Annotated in this window: 18 protein-coding genes; 12 read left to right on the top strand and 6 right to left on the bottom strand. The window is 59.9% G+C overall.

Going from position 1 to position 18793, the window contains the following annotated elements:
* Positions 1-223: 223 nt before the first annotated feature.
* Both ACA070_RS03350 and aptA read right to left on the bottom strand, forming a co-directional pair.
* Positions 224-1717: a CoA-acylating methylmalonate-semialdehyde dehydrogenase gene (locus ACA070_RS03350; protein WP_497450029.1), complete on the bottom strand. Its 1494-nt coding sequence runs from the start codon at positions 1715-1717 to the stop codon at positions 224-226.
* A gap of 77 nt (positions 1718-1794) precedes the next feature.
* Entirely contained in the window at positions 1795-3144 is a 1350-nt protein-coding gene (aptA, locus tag ACA070_RS03345; protein WP_497450028.1) for an omega-aminotransferase AptA, read from the bottom strand.
* Positions 3145-3268: 124 nt separating this feature from the next.
* Here aptA and ACA070_RS03340 point away from each other — a divergent pair, with 124 nt between their 5' ends.
* The 3 genes from ACA070_RS03340 (at position 3269) to ACA070_RS03330 (ending at position 5568) form a co-directional block, all read left to right on the top strand.
* Entirely contained in the window at positions 3269-4189 is a 921-nt protein-coding gene (locus tag ACA070_RS03340) for a LysR family transcriptional regulator (RefSeq protein ID WP_497450027.1), read from the top strand.
* A gap of 139 nt (positions 4190-4328) precedes the next feature.
* On the top strand, positions 4329-4979 hold the full coding sequence (locus tag ACA070_RS03335) for a TetR/AcrR family transcriptional regulator (RefSeq protein ID WP_497450026.1): 651 nt from the start codon (positions 4329-4331) through the stop codon (positions 4977-4979).
* A gap of 7 nt (positions 4980-4986) precedes the next feature.
* Positions 4987-5568 (top strand): IMPACT family protein, encoded by a 582-nt coding sequence (locus tag ACA070_RS03330; protein WP_497450025.1) that lies wholly within the window; start codon positions 4987-4989, stop codon positions 5566-5568.
* Between the two features lie 226 nt (positions 5569-5794).
* Here ACA070_RS03330 and ACA070_RS03325 read toward each other — a convergent pair whose 3' ends face one another.
* Positions 5795-6070 (bottom strand): hypothetical protein, encoded by a 276-nt coding sequence (locus ACA070_RS03325; RefSeq protein WP_497450024.1) that lies wholly within the window; start codon positions 6068-6070, stop codon positions 5795-5797.
* Positions 6071-6100: 30 nt separating this feature from the next.
* On the opposite strand from ACA070_RS03325, the gene ACA070_RS03320 reads away from it, so the two are divergent.
* From ACA070_RS03320 to ACA070_RS03310, 3 genes are read left to right on the top strand one after another with little or no spacing between them, the layout of a single operon-like run.
* Entirely contained in the window at positions 6101-7666 is a 1566-nt protein-coding gene (locus ACA070_RS03320; RefSeq protein WP_497450023.1) for an ABC transporter ATP-binding protein, read from the top strand.
* Positions 7667-7677: 11 nt separating this feature from the next.
* Entirely contained in the window at positions 7678-8784 is a 1107-nt protein-coding gene (locus tag ACA070_RS03315) for an ABC transporter permease (protein WP_497450022.1), read from the top strand.
* Complete coding sequence (locus ACA070_RS03310; RefSeq protein WP_497450021.1) at positions 8784-9710, top strand: ABC transporter permease; 927 nt, start codon at positions 8784-8786, stop codon at positions 9708-9710. Before ACA070_RS03315 ends, ACA070_RS03310 begins: the two co-directional genes overlap by 1 nt.
* A 44-nt stretch (positions 9711-9754) precedes the next feature.
* On the opposite strand, the gene ACA070_RS03305 is transcribed toward ACA070_RS03310, so the two are convergent.
* Positions 9755-10189, bottom strand: coding sequence for a hypothetical protein (locus ACA070_RS03305; protein ID WP_497450020.1), 435 nt, complete (start codon positions 10187-10189; stop codon positions 9755-9757).
* An 83-nt stretch (positions 10190-10272) separates the two neighbouring features.
* Between ACA070_RS03305 and ACA070_RS03300 the strand changes: the two genes are divergently transcribed.
* From ACA070_RS03300 to ACA070_RS03290, 3 genes are all read left to right on the top strand, one after another.
* Complete coding sequence (locus ACA070_RS03300) at positions 10273-10623, top strand: MerR family transcriptional regulator (RefSeq protein ID WP_077750226.1); 351 nt, start codon at positions 10273-10275, stop codon at positions 10621-10623.
* 25 nt (positions 10624-10648) lie between these two features.
* Positions 10649-11335: an SDR family oxidoreductase gene (locus ACA070_RS03295; protein WP_497450019.1), complete on the top strand. Its 687-nt coding sequence runs from the start codon at positions 10649-10651 to the stop codon at positions 11333-11335.
* 300 nt (positions 11336-11635) lie between these two features.
* On the top strand, positions 11636-12994 hold the full coding sequence (locus tag ACA070_RS03290) for an 8-oxoguanine deaminase (RefSeq protein ID WP_497450018.1): 1359 nt from the start codon (positions 11636-11638) through the stop codon (positions 12992-12994).
* Positions 12995-13073: 79 nt separating this feature from the next.
* Here ACA070_RS03290 and ACA070_RS03285 read toward each other — a convergent pair whose 3' ends face one another.
* Entirely contained in the window at positions 13074-14162 is a 1089-nt protein-coding gene (locus ACA070_RS03285; RefSeq protein ID WP_497450017.1) for a calcium:cation antiporter, read from the bottom strand.
* A 298-nt stretch (positions 14163-14460) separates the two neighbouring features.
* On the opposite strand from ACA070_RS03285, the gene ACA070_RS03280 reads away from it, so the two are divergent.
* The 3 genes from ACA070_RS03280 to ACA070_RS03270 all read left to right on the top strand — a co-directional run bounded on the left by ACA070_RS03280 (position 14461) and on the right by ACA070_RS03270 (position 17707).
* Complete coding sequence (locus ACA070_RS03280) at positions 14461-15543, top strand: BMP family ABC transporter substrate-binding protein (RefSeq protein WP_497450016.1); 1083 nt, start codon at positions 14461-14463, stop codon at positions 15541-15543.
* 162 nt (positions 15544-15705) lie between these two features.
* The gene (locus tag ACA070_RS03275; protein WP_497450015.1) at positions 15706-16671 is read left to right on the top strand and encodes a 2-oxoglutarate and iron-dependent oxygenase domain-containing protein; all 966 of its coding nucleotides are present in this window, start codon (positions 15706-15708) and stop codon (positions 16669-16671) included.
* Between the two features lie 82 nt (positions 16672-16753).
* Entirely contained in the window at positions 16754-17707 is a 954-nt protein-coding gene (locus ACA070_RS03270; protein WP_131058934.1) for an adenosine deaminase, read from the top strand.
* 150 nt (positions 17708-17857) lie between these two features.
* Here ACA070_RS03270 and ACA070_RS03265 read toward each other — a convergent pair whose 3' ends face one another.
* Positions 17858-18592 carry an ArsR/SmtB family transcription factor gene (locus tag ACA070_RS03265; RefSeq protein WP_497450014.1) on the bottom strand — a complete coding sequence of 245 codons (735 nt, stop codon included), beginning with the start codon at positions 18590-18592 and terminating at the stop codon, positions 17858-17860.
* Between the last annotated feature and the right edge of the window lie 201 nt (positions 18593-18793).

The raw sequence follows: 18793 nt of genomic DNA, 5'->3' as shown, positions 1-18793 counted from the left end.
AACTCCCTCTGGGCTTCGATGACCTGAAGCAACTCGCTGTCGAAAACCGCGTAACTCTTTGTTTTCCAAGGAGTTTTCCGTTTCGACTGCGCCGGAAGTGGGGCGAATTATAGACTTCCAGAATCTGCCGTCAATACCTATTTTCACATTTCTGTCATATAGGTCAAAAAAGCCCGAAAACATGAAGGCCGAGCCCCAAGGGGCTCGGCCTTCTCCCTTCTACTTACAAGCTAGGGAACGCGAATTGCGATGCTTCATGGCTAGCACGCTGCGGCCAGCGCTGAGTAATGGCTTTGCGACGGGTGTAGAAACGCACGCCATCCGGGCCATACGCATGCAGATCGCCGAAGAGCGAACGCTTCCAGCCTCCGAAGCTGTGATAAGCCACTGGCACCGGCAACGGCACGTTGACGCCGACCATACCGACTTCGATCTCGTCACAGAACAACCGCGCCGCTTCCCCATCACGGGTGAAGATGCAGGTGCCGTTGCCATACTCGTGTTCGTTGATCAGCTGCATCGCCTCTTCCAGGCTGTTGACGCGAACGACACACAGCACCGGCCCAAAGATCTCTTCTTTATAGATGCGCATCTCTGGCGTGACGTTATCGAACAGGCAGCCACCCAGGAAGAAGCCTTCCTCATGACCGGCAACGCTCAGACCACGACCATCCACAACCAAGGAGGCACCCGAAGAAACGCCGTCTTCTATATAGCCACTGACTTTGTCGCGAGCCTGACCGGAAACCAGTGGCCCCATGTCCAGGCCGCAGGTCGTCCCGGCACCGATTTTCAGCGCCTTGATTTGCGGTACCAACTTGGCCACCAATGCATCCGCCACCTGGTCGCCTACACACACGGCCACCGAGATCGCCATGCAACGCTCACCGCAAGAACCGTACGCCGCGCCCATCAGTGCGCTGACCGCGTTATCCAGATCCGCATCCGGCATCAGCACCGCATGGTTCTTCGCACCGCCAAGTGCCTGAACGCGCTTGCCGCGCTTGGTGCCTTCGGCATAGATGTATTCGGCAATCGGCGTCGAACCGACAAAGCTCAGCGCTTTGACTTCTGGCGCTTCGATCAGCGCATCCACCGCAGCCTTGTCGCCGTGCACCACACTCAGCACGCCTTTAGGCAGACCTGCTTCGATCAACAGCTGAGCGATCAACAAGGTCGAGCTCGGATCACGCTCCGATGGTTTAAGGATGAAGCAGTTGCCGCAGACGATCGCCAGTGGATACATCCACAGCGGCACCATCGCCGGGAAGTTGAACGGCGTGATACCGGCAACGACACCCAGCGGCTGGAAGTCCGACCAGGCATCAATGTTCGGGCCGACGTTACGGCTGTACTCGCCCTTGAGGATTTCGGGAGCTGCACACGCGAACTCAACGTTCTCGATGCCGCGTTTCAGTTCACCGGCAGCATCTTCCAGGGTCTTGCCATGTTCTTCACTGATCAACTGCGCGATACGCGCTTCGTTCTGCTCCAGCAATTGCTTGAAGCGGAACATCACCTGCGCACGTTTGGCCGGCGGCGTGTTACGCCAAGCCGGGAACGCAGCTTTGGCCGAGTCGATGGCTTTCTGAATGGTTTCGCGGCTGGCCAACGGCAACTTGTGGATAGCCTGGCCGGTGGACGGGTTGAACACGTCAGCCGTGCGACCGTCTTCGGTCACCAGTTCGCCATTGATCAAATGCGGGATAAGGCTCATGCGGGGCTCCTGAAAAGTTGTCCACAGGCGCCCTTCAAAGGGCGTCCGTCTTTATATAGAGAGAATAGAAGGGAATATCAGTCGATTTTGTTCAACACTTCGCCGACCGCGTCGAACAGACGATCAAGGTCTTGCGGCTTGCTGTTGAAGGTTGGGCCGAACTGCAGGGTGTCGCCGCCAAAGCGCACGTAGAACCCGGCTTTCCACAGCGCCATGCCCGCTTCGAACGGACGCACGATGGCATCGCCGTCACGTGGTGCGATCTGGATAGCGCCGGCCAGGCCGTAGTTACGAATGTCGATAATGTTTTTCGAGCCCTTCAGGCCGTGCAGCGCATTTTCGAAATGCGGTGCGACTTCGGCCACGCTTTGCACCAGGTTTTCCTTTTGCAGCAGATCGAGTGCGGCCAGGCCAGCCGCGCAAGCAACAGGGTGTGCGGAGTAGGTGTAACCGTGCGGGAATTCCACCGCGTACTCAGGCGTCGCCTGGTTCATGAAGGTCTGGTAGATCTCGGAGCTGGCAATCACCCCGCCCATCGGGATCGCGCCGTTGGTAACTTGCTTGGCAATGCACATCAGGTCCGGGGTCACGCCGAAGCTGTCGGCGCCGAACATCGAACCAGTGCGGCCGAAACCAGTGATCACTTCGTCGAACACCAGCAAGATGTTGTGCTGATCACAAATCTCGCGCAGACGCTTCAGGTAGCCCTGCGGCGGAACCAGCACGCCAGCGGAACCGGCCATTGGCTCGACGAAAACGGCGGCAATGTTCGAAGCATCATGCAGCTCGATCAGCTTGAGCAGTTCATCGGCCAGCGCGATTCCGCCTTCTGTCGGCATACCACGTGAGTAGGCATTGCTCGCCAGCAACGTGTGCGGCAGGTGATCGACGTCCATCATCGCCTGACCAAACATTTTACGGTTGCCGTTCACACCGCCAAGGCTGGTGCCGGCGATGTTTACACCGTGGTAGCCACGGGCACGGCCGATCATTTTGGTCTTGGTGGCCTGGCCTTTCAGGCGCCAGTAAGCACGGACCATCTTCACTGCGGTGTCAGCGCATTCGGAGCCCGAGTCGGTGAAGAACACGTGGTTCAGATTGCCAGGGGTCAGGTCAGTGATTTTCTCGGCCAGTTGAAACGACAGCGGATGACCGTACTGGAAGCCCGGCGAGTAATCGAGGGTGCCCAACTGCTTGGCGACGGCTTCCTGGATTTCCTTGCGAGTGTGCCCCGCGCCACAGGTCCACAAACCCGACAGCGAATCGTAGACCTTGCGACCCTTGTCGTCCGTCAGCCAGCTTCCTTCCGCGGCAACGATCAGTCGCGGATCGCGCTGGAAATTGCGGTTAGCGGTGTAGGGCATCCAGTGAGCATCGAGCTTGAGCTGGCTGGCCAGGGAAGTCGGGGCGTTTTCGGGCAAGTTCATGGGCAAAACCTCGCAGAGCAATAAGCGGCATAGAGATCAAAAGCGTTCTTGCAGCTAAATTGCCACGGGGATAAAGTCGGTGAAATCCAACTTTTCTAACGTTCAGTCAGGCCCACACTAAACTATGAGCAGCCGCCGCCCCGATCCACTCGCGCAAGTCAGCGACTTTGATATCCGCCTGCTGCGGATTTTCCGCAGCGTGGTGGAATGCGGCGGCTTCTCCGCGGCGGAATCGGTACTGGGAATCGGTCGCTCGGCCATCAGCCAGCAAATGAGCGATCTGGAACAGCGCCTTGGCCTGCGGTTATGCCAACGCGGTCGCGCCGGGTTTTCCCTGACCGAAGAAGGTCGCGAGGTTTACCAATCAGCGTTGCAACTATTAAGTGCGCTGGAAAGTTTCCGCACCGAGGTCAACGGTCTGCACCAGCATCTGCGCGGTGAATTGACCATCGGCCTGACCGACAACCTCGTCACCCTGCCCCACATGCGCATCACCCATGCCCTCGCGCAACTGAAGGAACGCGGACCGGACGTGCAGATTCAGATCCGCATGATCGCGCCCAACGAAGTCGAACAAGGCGTGCTCGACGGTCGCTTGCATGTCGGCGTGGTACCGCAGGCCAGCGCACTGTCGGGACTGGAATATCAGCCGCTCTACAGCGAACGTTCGCTGCTGTATTGCGCAGTCGGCCACCCCTTGTTTTATGTCGACGACAAACAACTGGACGACGAGCGCCTCAACAGTCAGGACGCCATTGCGCCGACCTTCCGTTTGCCGGCAGAAATCCAGGCGCACTACCAGGTGCTCAATTGCACCGCCAGTGCCTCGGACCGCGAAGGCATGGCGTTCTTGATCCTCACCGGGCGCTACATCGGCTACCTGCCGGACCACTACGCCAGCCTCTGGGTGCAGCAAGGTCGATTGCGCGCGCTTAAACCCAATGCCCGCTTTTATGACCTGAGCCTCGCATCGGTCACGCGCAAGGGTCGCCGCCCGCATTTGGTGCTGGAAAGTTTTCTGGAAAGCCTGGCCGCGACACGCTGAGAAAATGTGGGAGCGGCGGTGCGGCGATCCCACAGGGGATTGTGGTATTCAGGTTTTATCGCGTCGGGACTTGTCTGGAACCTGTGGGTGCGCTATCAACGCATTTGGTTGCACCCACCCATCCTGTTCGGAAGTGCCTATGACCTTTGAAGTCCCCGCTCACGGCGGCAAACCTGCCAGCCGCATTCGTCAGAAGAACGAAGAGACCATCATCAAAGCCGCCGAAGACGAGTTCGCCCGTCACGGATTCAAAGGCACCAGCATGAACACCATTGCCCTGAATGCCGGGTTGCCCAAGGCGAACCTGCATTACTACTTCACCAACAAACTCGGTTTGTACGTGGCGGTGCTGAGCAACATCATCGAATTATGGGACAGCACCTTCAACACGCTGACCGCCGAGGATGATCCGGCAGAAGCGCTGACGCGTTATATCCGCGCCAAAATGGAATTCTCCCGTCGCCAGCCGCAAGCCTCGCGGATCTTCGCCATGGAAGTGATCAGTGGCGGCGAATGCCTGACCGAGTATTTCGACCAGGACTACCGCGCCTGGTTCCAGGGTCGGGCGGCGGTGTTCCAGGCGTGGATCGATGCCGGCAAGATGGACCCGGTCGATCCGGTGAACCTGATCTTCCTGTTGTGGGGCAGCACCCAGCATTACGCCGACTTCGCCACACAGATCTGCCGTGTCAGCGGCCGCACCAAGCTGACAAAGCAAGACATGGAAGACGCCGGCAATAACCTGATCCGCATCATCCTCAAGGGCTGCGGCCTCACGCCAGCTATCTAATACACTTATGCCTTTTACCCTCAGCGGTTTTTGCGAGTACCGCGAAGAGATTCGCAAAAGCCGTTTCATCACCTTCGCCGCGCCAATCTCCAGCCCCGCTGAAGCCCAGGTGTTCATCGATCAGCACAGCGACTTGAACGCCTCGCACAACTGCTGGGCGTGGAAGCTCGGCGACCAATACCGCAGCAACGACGACGGCGAACCCGGCGGCACCGCTGGGCGCCCGATCCTGGCGGCCATCGATGCGCAGGATTGCGATCAGGTCGCGGTGCTGGTGATTCGTTGGTACGGCGGCATTCAACTGGGCACCGGCGGTCTAGCCCGGGCCTACGGCGGCGGCGCGAATAAATGCCTGCAAGGCGCGGCCAAAGTTGAACTGATCAGCCGGGTGTCGGTGAGTTGTGCCTGTGCATTTGGTGAATTGGCGCTGGTGAAACTGCGCGTCGCGGAGTCGGGCGGTCTGGTGGTGGAAGAAACCTTCACCGCCAATGGCGTGGAGTTGCAATTGGCGATCGGCAAGGAGCAGATCACTGCCTTGCAAACGCAGCTCGCAGACTTGAGTCGCGGGCGCATTGTGTTGCAGCACTGATCGCACCAACACCGCTCACGGCCCTTTCGTCGACCCTGTTTACTTGCCCACATCTGCTGTGCACCCGGCTGTGGATAACCTGCGCATATCCTGCTGTAACCCTTCTGTCATGCGGCTTTGCGGGCTTTGCTCATTTTTCGTCCAATTTCCCACACCAATGACTAATTCCACTAAAAAACAAACAGTTAGCATCGGTTATCACCTTTAGAAGATAGCCGCACAGTGCTTATGCCCGTGCTTTCGGCTTGCGCACAAATACTGTGGAACAACCTGTGGATAACCCGTTCATGGCTGGCGCAGCCCTATACCCGGCATAGGTCGCCGCGTGTTGCTCGTTTTTTGACCAACTGCCAGCGAGCAAAATCAGAGCCTGATCAAAGACTTTGCCCCCAAGTGGTGCCTGATCGGGATTCGAAAAATGGCGAGGCCCAGTCCTCAATGCCTTTGCCACCAAGGATTTTCTGTTTTCCTGACTCAATGGCCAGGAAATTGCTTTATCCACAGGCATATCTCCTGTCGACCCGAGCCAGTCATGCCCAACCCCGTGGTGATCCCCGATCAAACGCCCCGCCTGCAATTGCGCAGAATCAGCAAACGTTACCCCGGTTGCCTGGCCAACGACGCCATCGACCTGAACATTGCTCCCGGTGAAATCCACGCCCTGCTCGGCGAAAACGGCGCGGGCAAAAGTACGTTGATGAAAATCATCTACGGCGTCACCCACGCCGACTCTGGCGAAATGATCTGGCAAGGCCAGCGCGTAAACATGCGCAATCCGGCACAGGCTCGCGGATTGGGGATCGGCATGGTGTTCCAGCATTTCTCGCTGTTCGAAACCCTCAGCGTGGCGCAGAACATTGCCCTGGCGATGGGTGCGGCGGCCGGCACGCCGAAACAGCTTGAGCCAAAGATTCGTGAAGTCTCCCGACGCTACGGCATGGCGCTGGAACCGGAGCGACTTGTCCACAGCCTATCGATCGGAGAGCGGCAACGGGTGGAAATCATTCGCTGCCTGATGCAGGACATTCGCCTGTTGATTCTCGATGAGCCGACCTCGGTGCTCACACCGCAGGAGGCCGACGACCTCTTCATCACCCTGCGCCGACTCGCGGCCGAGGGCTGCAGCATTCTGTTTATCAGCCACAAACTCGGTGAAGTGCGTGCGTTGTGCCACAGCGCCACGGTGCTGCGCGGCGGTCGAGTGGCCGGGCATTGCGTGCCGGCCGAGTGTTCTGATCAGCAATTGGCAAAGCTGATGGTGGGTGAGGCGGCTGAACTGATTACTGATTATCCGAAGGTGATTGGCGGCGATGCATTTTTGAACGTGAACGGCTTGTCGTGGCACAACCCCGACCCGTTCGGCTGCTCCCTGACGGACATTGTCCTAGAAGTGCGCAGCGGCGAAATCGTCGGTATCGCCGGCGTAGCAGGCAACGGTCAGGATGAGTTGCTGGCCCTGCTAAGCGGCGAAGAACGGCTGAGCCGAAACGATAACGCGACGATTCGTTTCGGCGGGCAACCGGTCGCCGATTTGCGCCCCGATGCACGACGCAAACTCGGCCTCGCGTTCGTTCCTGCCGAGCGTCTGGGCCACGGTGCGGTGCCCGAATTGAGCCTCGCCGACAATGCCCTGCTCACAGCGTTTCAACAAGGGCTGGTCAGCAACGGGCTGATCCAGCGCGCCAAGGTCGAGGCGTTGGCGCAAGACATCATCCACCGCTTTGGTGTGAAGACGCCCGATACCCAGGCGCGGGCCCGTAGTTTGTCCGGCGGTAATTTGCAGAAATTCATCCTCGGCCGCGAGATCCTTCAGCAACCGAAATTGCTGGTGGCCGCGCACCCGACCTGGGGCGTGGACGTCGGCGCCGCCGCCACCATTCACCGTGCATTGATTGCCTTGCGCGATGCCGGCGCGGCGATCCTGGTGATCAGCGAAGACCTCGATGAATTGTTCCAGATCAGCGACCGCCTCGGCGCCTTGTGCAGCGGACGTCTGTCGCCACTCAGGGCCACGGTCGACACGCGCCTGATCGATGTCGGCGGCTGGATGGCTGGCCAATTCGACGCCCCTCAATCACTTGCATCCGCAACGGTTTAACGGAGTTTTCCATGCTGCTTTCTCTCGAACCCCGTGGCCAGCAATCGCGCCTGATGCTGTGGTGCTCCCCGTTGCTGGCCGCCGTCCTGACATTGGGCTGCGGCTCGCTGCTATTTATTGCGCTGGGCCATGATCCGCTGCTTACGCTGCACACCCTGCTGATCGCGCCGGTCAGCGACTTATATGGTGTCTCCGAACTGCTGGTCAAAGCCTTGCCGATTCTGCTTTGCGCGCTGGGCCTGGCCGTGGCGTATCAGGCGCGGATCTGGAACATCGGCGCCGAAGGCCAATTGCTGCTCGGCGCCCTGGCCAGCAGTGCACTGGCGGTGAATATCATCGATATGCAAAGTCGCTGGGCGCTGGTGCTGATCCTGCTCGTCGGCACCCTGGCCGGTGCCGCGTGGGCCGGGCTGACGGCGTGGTTGCGCACGCGTTTCAATGCCAACGAAATCCTCACCAGCATCATGCTCAATTACATCGCGCTGAACCTGCTGCTGTTTTGCGTGCATGGGCCGCTGAAGGACCCGGCCGGGTTCAACTTTCCGGAGTCGGCGATGTTCGGCGATGCCAGCCGCTTGCCGCTGTTGATGGAGGACGGCCGGGTTCACGCCGGGGTGTATTTCGCCCTGCTCGCGTTGGTGGCGGTCTGGGTTTTATTGCAGAAAAGCTTTGTCGGTTTCCAGATCAAAGTGCTTGGGCTGGACAAGCGTGCGGCGGGTTTCGTCGGGTTTCGCGAGAAGCGGCTGATCTGGCTGGCGCTGTTGATCAGCGGCGGATTGGCGGGGCTGGCCGGGGTTTGTGAAGTCACCGGGCCGATCGGCCAACTGGTGCCGCAAGTCTCGCCGGGGTATGGCTATGCCGCGATCACCGTAGCGTTTCTCGGGCGACTCAACCCCATCGGCATTCTGTTTTCCAGCTTGCTGATGGCGTTGCTGTACATCGGCGGCGAGAGCGCGCAGATGAGCATGAATCTGCCCCAAGCGATCACCCAATTGTTCCAGGGAATGATGCTGTTTTTCCTGTTGGCCAGTGACGTGCTGATTCTCTACCGGCCGCGTTTGAACCTGCGCTGGACTCGCCGCGAACAAGCCACCGCTGTACACGCAGGAGCGCTGTGATGGATATCGATCTGCTGAGCAATATTTTCTACGCCATGGTCCGTTGCGGCACGCCGTTGCTGTTGGTAGCGCTGGGCGAATTGATCTGCGAGAAAAGCGGCGTGCTGAATCTGGGCCAGGAAGGCATGATGCTGTTTGGCGCGGTGATCGGCTTTATCGTCGCGCTGAACAGCGGCAACCTGTGGCTCGGCGTGTTGCTGGCGATGCTTGCCGGGATGCTGTTGTCGTCTCTGTTTGCGCTGGTGGCGCTGGTGTTCAACGCCAATCAGGTGGCCACCGGGTTGGCGCTGACGATTTTTGGCGTGGGTCTGTCGACCTTCGTAGGCGCGGCGTGGGTCGGTAAACCGCTGGCGGGTTTTGAGCCGGTGGCTATTCCCTGGTTGAGTGAGATTCCGCTGATCGGGCGGATGCTGTTTGCGCAGGATCTGCTGGTGTATCTGTCGTTCGCACTGTTCGCGCTGGTGGCGTGGGTGATCCTGAAGAGTCGTGTCGGGCTGATCATTCAGGCCGTCGGGGAAAGCCCGGATGCGGCCAGCGCCATGGGCTTGCCGGTGTTGGGCGTGCGCGCGCTGGCGGTGCTGTTCGGGGGCGCAATGGCGGGGTTGGCCGGGGCTTATTTGTCCCTGGCCTACACGCCGATGTGGGCGGAAAACATGAGCGCCGGGCGTGGCTGGATTGCCTTGGCCCTGGTGGTGTTTGCCAGTTGGCGCGTGTGGCGATTACTGCTGGGCGCGTACCTGTTCGGGCTCGCCAGCATCCTGCACCTGGTGGCGCAGGGGTTGGGGCTGGCGATACCGTCGAGTCTGCTGGCGATGCTGCCGTACGTCGCGACGATTGTGGTGTTGGTTCTGTTGTCGCGAGATGCGGTGCGTACGCGGTTGTATGCGCCGGTGTCGTTGGGGCAGCCGTGGCGGGCTGGGCATTAGTGGTTGCCTGCACCGGACTCATCCCGAGCAGGCTCGGTCCCACATTAGACCGCGTTCCCCTGTGGGAGCGAGCCTGCTCGCGATGACTGCCTGACCGGCAACACCTGAACCACGCCCCACGCCAATTCAAAGACCAGGAAAATCACCAGCAGTGAACTGGCACCCTGGAGCAAGGCATACAGCTGCCAAGTGGAGAACAGAAATCTGCCAACGGCGTCATAGCGGCCATAAATCTGCTGTGGATCACGAATCCGCAGCACCGCCCAGACACACACAATCGAACCCAACAGATTCACCATCAGCATGTGCATCGGCTCAAACGCCGGTAGCTCTCCAGGCAGATTGAAAGCCTGACTCACACTCAACAGCACCCCATGCAACGCGGCAAAACTCCACGGCGTGATAAACGCCGCCGTCACGATCAAGTCATACCAGGCGCTGCCCCGCACCAACCGGCGATATTGCGTTGAAGTCCACATCGGCCTTGCTCCATAAATTCAGGGAGCAACAAGGCTAAAGCCTGGAGTATGCTCCAGGGTCAAGCCCCTCTCGAGACGTCATGATGCGCATCGGTGAATTAGCCCAGGCCAGCGCCGTCAGCCGCGACACCCTGCGCTTCTACGAGCAGCGCGGGCTGATCGCCGCGCAACGCAGTGCCAACGGCTATCGCGACTATCCGCCCGACATGGTGCAACTGGTGCTGTACATCAAGACGGCTCAGCGGTTGGGCTTTACGCTGGGCGAGATCGGCAACAGCGTCGCCACAATCTGGCAATCGCCAGATCCTGACAGCGCCGTCACGCAATTGCTGCAAGACAAGCTTAAGCTGATTGAAACCCGTATGGACGAACTCGGAGCATTGCGCCACGAGTTGCAACAACGGCTCGGGCAACGCTGTCCACTGAGTCCATGATCCTCATTTATCAAGGAAGCCACTCATGTCCAAGGCAAAAACCGCACTCATCATCGGTGCCTCCCGTGGCCTGGGCCTCGGTCTGGTGAAAACCCTGCTGGCCGACGGCTGGCAAGTCACCGCCACCGCGCGCAATCCGCAAAACGCCGAGGCGCTGCAAGCGTTGGGCAAGGTGCGGATCGAAAAACTCGACATGGACGATCAGCAGGCCGTCATCGCCCTGAGCCAACAGCTCAAGGGTGAAATGTTTGATTTGCTGTTCGTCAATGCCGGGGTCAAGGGGCCGGAGGTGCAGACGCCGGGCGGCGCGACGCTGGCCGAGGTCGGCCAATTGTTTTTCACCAACGCCGTGGCGCCGATCAACCTGGCACAACGTTTTGCCGGGCAGATTCGCCCGGATACCGGCGTGCTGGCGTTCATGAGTTCGGTACTGGGTAGCGTGACCATGCCGGACGCGCCGGAGTTGGCGCTGTACAAGGCGAGCAAGGCTGCGCTGAACTCGATGACCAACAGCTTTGTGACGCAATTGGGCGAGCAGAAACTGACTGTGCTGTCGTTGCATCCAGGTTGGGTGAAGACCGACATGGGCGGTGAAGGCGCTGATATCGATGTGGAAACCAGTACGCGTGGGTTGGTTGATCAGGTGAATGCTTATGTCGGCAAGGGCGGGCATCATTTTGTGAATTACAGAGGCGAAACCATTCCCTGGTAATTCACCACCGTCCCTGTGGGAGCGAGCCTGCTCCGGGCGGCGTTCCGACGATAGCGGAGTGTCAGATACCACTGATGTCGACTGACACTCCATCATCGTCGGAACGCCGCCCGGAGCAGGCTCGCTCCCACAAGGAATCATTCCACACAGGGATTTGGGTTGTTCTGTCGGGCCGGGCTTGCCGGCCAGGCGGTTTTGTTTGAAACTCCGCACCTCGCCCTTGCGGCGACCCTGGATCAGCAGACAGGGTAATCACTGAGCTGGCTAACCTGAACCCCACTTTCAGAGGAGCCGGCCAACATGCCTGCGACCCGTACCTGGTTAAAAAATCCCCTCGCCATCTTTACTGCCAATGGCCTCGACGCCCGTAGTGGTCTGGTTGTGCAAGACGGTGTGATCGTCGAAGTGCTCGCCGCTGGCCAGCAACCGTCCGCGCCCTGTGGACACGTCTTCGATGCCCGCGAGCATGTCATCCTGCCGGGATTGATCAACACCCATCACCACTTCTATCAAACCTTGACCCGCGCCTGGGCGCCGGTGGTCAATCAGCCGTTGTTCCCCTGGCTGAAAACCCTCTACCCGGTCTGGGCCCGCCTCACCCCTGAAAAACTCGCCCTCGCCACCAAAGTTGCGCTGGCCGAATTGCTGCTGTCCGGCTGCACCACCGCCGCCGATCACCATTATCTGTTTCCTGAAGGCCTGGAAAATGCGATCGACGTGCAAGTCGAGAGCGTCCGCGAACTGGGCATGCGCGCCATGCTGACGCGCGGCTCCATGAGCCTTGGCGAAAAGGACGGCGGCCTGCCACCGCAGCAGACCGTCCAGGAAGGCGAAGTGATCCTCGACGACAGTCAGCGTTTGATCGCCGAATACCACGAGCGCGGTGATGGTGCGCAAATCCAGATCGCTCTGGCGCCGTGTTCGCCCTTTTCGGTGACCCCGGAAATCATGTCTGCCAGCGCCGAGCTGGCGAACAAACTCGACGTGCGCCTGCACACGCACCTGGCCGAAACCCTCGACGAAGAAGACTTCTGCCTGCACCGCTTCGGCTTGCGCACCGTGGACTATCTGGACAGCGTCGGCTGGCTGGGCCCGCGGACCTGGCTGGCCCACGGCATCCACTTCAATCCGGATGAAATCGCCCGCCTCGGCGCTGCTGGCACCGGGATTTGCCATTGCCCGAGTTCGAACATGCGTCTGGCCTCCGGCATTTGCCCAACCCTGGACCTGACCGCTGCTGGTGCGTTGCTGGGTCTGGGCGTGGATGGATCGGCGTCCAACGATGCGTCGAACATGATGCTCGAAACCCGTCAGGCGCTGTACATTCAGCGGCTGCGTTATGGCGCGGAAAAGATCACGCCGGAACTGGTTCTGGGGTGGGCGACCAAAGGTTCGGCGAGTTTGCTGGGCCGTACCGACATCGGTGAACTGGCGGTGGGCAAGCAGGCGGATCTGGCACTGTTCAAGCTGGATGAGCTGCGTTTCTCCGGTAGCCATGATCCGGTGTCGGCGCTGTTGCTGTGCGGCGCGGATCGAGCGGATCGGGTGATGATTGGCGGCAAGTGGCGAGTGATTGACGGGCAGGTTGAAGGGCTGGATCTCAAAGGTTTGATCGCCGATCACAGCCAGGCGGCCCGGCAATTGATTGCCGGCACCTGACAGGACGCCTTCGCGGGCAAGCCTCGCTCCTACAGGGATGCGCATTTCCCTGTAGGAGCGAGGCTTGCCCGCGAAGCTTTTAGAGGCCCAACAACGACAACATGATGAACGTCGCAAACAACACGAAATGCGTCATGCCTTCGATGGCATTGGTTTCGCCATCATTGAGGTTGATCGCGCTGACGATCAGGGTGAGGAAGATCATCACCGTTTGCACCGGGGTCATCGCCATCTGGAACGGCTGGCCGGTGTAGAGCGCCATCGCTTCCATCACCGGAACCGTCAGGATCACCGTCGACAGTGACGCGCCCATGGCGATGTTGACTACCGACTGCATGCGATTGGCCAAGGCCGCGCGCAACGCGGTCAGAATCTCCGGCGCGGCAGAAATGGCCGCCACCAGAATCGCCGTAATCACCGGCGGTGCGCCCGTGCCTTCCAGACCCAGGTCGAGGGTCTTGGACATCACTTCGGCCAACGCGCCAATGACCACCACACCGAACACCAGCGTGCCGATACTCAAGGCCAGATTGACCGGTTCAGACTCCTCCTCCGGAACTTTCCTGCGGCGTTTTTCCGGGTAGCTGTAACTGAAGAAATAACTGTGCGGCCCGACCTGCATACGCAGGAACAGGGCGTAGAGCACGACCATCGCGCCAATCGTGAACGCCGAATACATCTTCCAGTTGGCCTCGGGGATGAACTCCGGCACCACCATGGACACACCCATGGCGGTGAGGATCATCACGCTGTAACTGCGGGCCGAGTCGTCGTTATAGGACTGTTCGCCATGCTTGATCCCGCCCATCAACGCGGCCAGGCCGAGGATGCCGTTGATGTCGAGCATCACCGCCGAATAAATCGTATCGCGCACCAACGTGGGTGATGCTTCGTTGCTCATCATGATCGCCAGGATCACCACTTCCACCAGCACCGCGGCCAGGGTCAGGATCATCGTGCCGTAAGGGTCGCCAACTTTTTCAGCGAGCAGTTCGGCGTGATGGGCGACGCGCATGGAGGCGACGACGATGAACGCGATCAGCACCAGGCCGGCGGTCAGCGCAACGGGTTGGCCGCTGTGCAGCATCCAGTGTTCCAGCGGGTAGGCAATGAATGCGGCAATCAGGGCCAGCAGCAGAAACTTTTCTTGCTTGAGGAGTGTGAGCATTGCGGGCCTTTTTTTGCCGAGTGGAGCAAACAGAGTGATGAGCTACTGACTGCGGGGCGGCGCTAACGTTTCGTTACACCTTAGCGCACCAGTGGGTGGCGGCAGGTTCGGGACGTGCACTTTTATCGGCCTAACCGGCCTCATCGCGAGCAGGCTCACTCCCACATTGGAATGCGGTCTCCTGTAGGAGCGAGCCTGCTCGCGATGGCCTCGACACGGTTTCGACTCGTTTGTTGTCCTGTTGGTCAGCAATTTGCATTGCCCCTGCCAACCTCACAACAACATGGAGTTCGAATTCATGCACAAACGTCCGTTGAAGAAGCTGCTTTGCGCCGTTGCCGCGGCCATCGGTCTGAGCGCGAGCCTGACCGTCAGTGCCGCCGACCCGCTGAAAGTCGGCTTCGTCTATATCGGTCCGATTGGTGACCACGGCTGGACGTATCAGCATGAACAGGGGCGCAAGGCGCTGGCCGAGAAATTCGGCAATCAGATCACCACCAATTACGTGGAGAACGTCGCCGAAGGTGCGGATGCCGAGCGGGTGATTCGCAACATGGCCAAGGACAACTACGACCTGATCTTCACCACGTCTTTCGGCTATATGAACCCGACCCTGAAAGTCGCCAAGCAATTTCCCAAGGTGACCTTCGAACACGCCACCGGCTACAAGCAGGACAAGAACCTCGGCACTTACCTGGCGCGCACCTATGAAGGGCGCTACGTCGGCGGTTTCCTCGCGGCGAAGATGACCAAGACTAAAAAGATCGGTTACGTCGCGTCCTTCCCGATCCCGGAAGTGATCCGCGACATCAACGCCATCCAACTGGCCCTGAACAAGTACAACCCCGGCACCGAGATCAAGGTGGTGTGGGTCAACTCCTGGTTCGATCCGGGCAAGGAAGCCGACGCCGCCAACGCGCTAATCGACCAAGGCGTGGACGTGGTGTTCCAGCACACCGACAGCCCGGCGCCCATTCAGGCCGCCGAACGTCGCGGCGTATACGCCGTCGGCTACGCTTCGGACATGGCGCACTTCGGGCCGAAAGCGGTGCTGACTTCGATCGTCAACGACTGGGGCCCGCATTACATTCAGGCGACCCAAAGCGTGCTCGACCACACGTGGAAATCGCAGGACTACTGGGGCGGGTTGAAGGAAGGCACGGTTGAACTGCCGATCAGTGACCTGGTGCCTGCGGCGGTGAAAACCGAAGCCGAGCAGATCATTGCCGACATCAAGAGCGGCGCCTTCCACCCGTTCACCGGACCGATCAAGGATCAGGCCGGCACCGAGAAAATTGCGGCGGGCGCGACGGCCAGCAATGCGGAACTGGCGTCGATGAACTACTACGTTGAGGGCATGAAGGCCGACATCCCCAAGTAATCTTCTTCATTTGAAACACAGTACCTGTGGGAGCGAGCCTGCTCGCGATGTCGGTGTGTCAGTCAATATCTTAATCAACTGAGAGACTGCAATCGCGAGCAGGCTCGCTCCCACAATGGATCTCCACTGTTCCTTAGCCAGTGGCACTTTCAGGACAGCAGCATGAACCAACTCCCGATCATCGACATCGCCCCCCTCTACAGCGATGACCAAAATGCGTGGACAGCCGTCGCTGCCGAGATCGACCTTGCCTGCCGCGAATGGGGTTTCTTCTACATCACGGGCCACCCGATTTCCGCGCAACGCATCAACGCCGTGCTCGACCATGCCCAACGCTTCTTCGCCCTGCCCGCCGCCGAAAAGCTCAAGATCGACATCACCCAAACGCGACACCATCGAGGCTACGGCGCCATCGCCACCGAACAACTCGACCCGAGCAAGCCCAGCGACCTGAAAGAAACCTTCGACATGGGCCTGCACCTGCCGGCCGATCATCCGCACGTGTTGGCGGAAAAACCGTTGCGCGGCCCCAACCGCCATCCATCAATCCCGGGATGGGAAGCGCTGATGGAGCAACACTACGTCGACATGCAAGCGCTCGCCCAAACTCTGCTGCGTGCCATGACGATGGCGTTGAACATTGAGCGCGATTTCTTCGACACGCGCTTCCATGAGCCGGTCAGCGTCCTGCGGATGATTCACTACCCGCCCCGTCACACCGCCAGTTCCATCGATCAGCAAGGCGCCGGCGCCCACACCGATTACGGCTGCATTACTCTGTTGTATCAGGACGCCGCCGGTGGCCTGCAAGTGCGCAACGTCAAAGGCGAGTGGATCGACGCGCCACCAATCGAAGGCACCTTCGTGGTCAACCTCGGCGACATGATGGCGCGCTGGAGCAACGACCGTTACGTGTCGACGCCGCACCGGGTGATCAGCCCGCTGGGCGTCGATCGTTACTCGATGCCGTTCTTCGCCGAACCCCACCCCGACACGCGCATTGAATGCCTGCCCGGTTGCCAGGACGAATCGCACCCGGCGAAGTACCCGGCCACCACCTGCGCCGAATTTCTGCTCTCGCGCTTCGCCGAGACCTACGCCTATCGACGGGAACAGCCAGCGGTGTGATGAACCGGCTGGTCAGGTTTTGCTAATTGTTTCTACGGGCATCTGTAGAATGCTCGCCATCTGCACCTGATGAGAAAAGACTATGTACGACTGGCTGAACGCCCTGCCCAAGGCAGAACTGCACTTGCACCTCGAGGGTTCGCTGGAGCCTGAGTTGCTGTTCGCCTTGGCCGAACGCAACAAGATCGCCCTGCCGTGGAGCGATGTCGAAACCCTGCGCAAGGCGTACGCCTTCAACAACCTGCAAGAATTCCTCGATCTGTACTACCAGGGCGCCGACGTGTTGCGCACCTCGCAGGATTTCTACGACCTGACCTGGGCCTACCTGTTGCGTTGCAAGGCGCAAAACGTGATTCACACCGAACCGTTCTTCGACCCGCAGACCCACACCGACCGTGGCGTGCCGTTCGAAGTGGTGCTCAACGGCATCGCGGCGGCGCTCAAGGATGGCGAGCAGCAACTGGGCATCACCAGCGGTTTGATCCTGAGCTTCCTGCGTCACTTGAGCGAAGAAGAAGCCCAGAAAACCCTCGACCAGGCACTGCCGTTTCGCGAGGCGTTTGTGGCTGTCGGCCTGGACAGTTCGGAAATGGGCCACCCGCCGAGCAAATTCCAGCGCGTGTTCGATCGTGCCCGTCACGAAGGTTTCCTGACCGTCGCCCACGCCGGTGAAGAAGGCCCGCCCGAGTACATCTGGGAAGCCCTCGACCTGCTGAAAATCCAGCGCATCGACCATGGCGTGCGCGCCATCGAAGACGAGCGCTTGATGCAGCGGATCATCGACGAGCAGATTCCGCTGACCGTGTGCCCGTTGTCCAACACCAAGCTCTGCGTGTTCGACCACATGTCCCAGCACAACATCCTCGACATGCTCGAGCGTGGCGTGAAAGTGACCGTGAACTCGGATGACCCGGCGTACTTCGGCGGGTATGTGACCGAGAACTTCCATGCGCTGTACACCGATCTGGGCATGACCCAGGATCAGGCCAAGCGACTGGCGCAGAACAGCCTGGATGCGCGGTTGGTGAAACCTTGAAGGTCACCAAATAACCGTGTGGGAGCGAGCCTGCTCGCGATTGCAGTCTGTCAGTTGACTTAGATATTAACTGACACATCGCCATCGCGAGCAGGCTCGCTCCCACAGGTTCTGTGTTCAGCGGCTACCGGCTTAGTCGATCAAACGGCTCTAAAGCGCCATTTCCAGCTCGGTTTCCTTGGCGAAACGATGGATTTCCCGTTGCCCCGCGGCCGTGATCTGCAAAGCTCGTGAATCGTTGGGCAGGCTCAACCAGCCGGACTGCATGAACAGCTGCAACAACGCAGCACCCAGCGAACCGCCCATGTGCGGGCGTCTTTCGCTCCAGTCGGGACACGCGCAGGCCACTCTGCTGTTGCGATGGGCCAAGGCCTGGATGAACACCCCGCGCGAGGCCAGTTGCGTGGACCCCTTGTGGGTGATCATGACGCGCTGTTCGAACTGCTCGATCCAGCCCGCATCCAGCAGCCGCTGGTAAAGGTCGGCGGCCAGAGTGCCTCCCAGGTGGTCATCGCACAGTCGGGCCCGCAACAACGACGAAGGCGCCGCCTGCGGTTTGGCAATGGGGCTGGGACGTTTGAAAACGTCCGGGACTGGCTGCGGGGTACTGGCCAGCGTCGCGCTGGCCAACGCTTCGATTGCCGCACCGACTTCAGGCGCGGCCAGGCGGAAAAAGCGTTTGCGCCCACGGATTTCGACTTTCAACAGACCTCCGGCGGACAAACGCCCCAGGTGTGCACTGGCCGAAGACGGTGACAGGCCGGCCAATAGCGCCAGCTCTTCGGTCTGACGCGCCGAGCCGTCCATCAAGGCCCACATCATTGCGCTGCGCTTGGGGTCAGCCAGCAACGTGGCGATCTGGCTGATGCAAGGTGCATGTTCCATGTATTCACTCCCTGTTGAATCGTTTCGTCTGCTGCTCAGAGACATCTTGACCAGTAATGTGTCGTCGGCCAAGACGCGGAAACCGCCATAAGCCGGGCAAAGTCCCTCACTCACCTGTGCCATTGCCTCGCAGGTATCACGAAGCTCTGGTGCCTGGCCGAGGGGCCGTGCCGACTGGAACGCGGACTCGCCATCGCGAGA

Source organism: Pseudomonas sp. LBUM1678, from assembly GCF_059695575.1.
The sequence above is the reverse complement of the archived record's forward strand: the minus strand, read 5'-3'. Positions and strand labels throughout refer to the sequence as shown.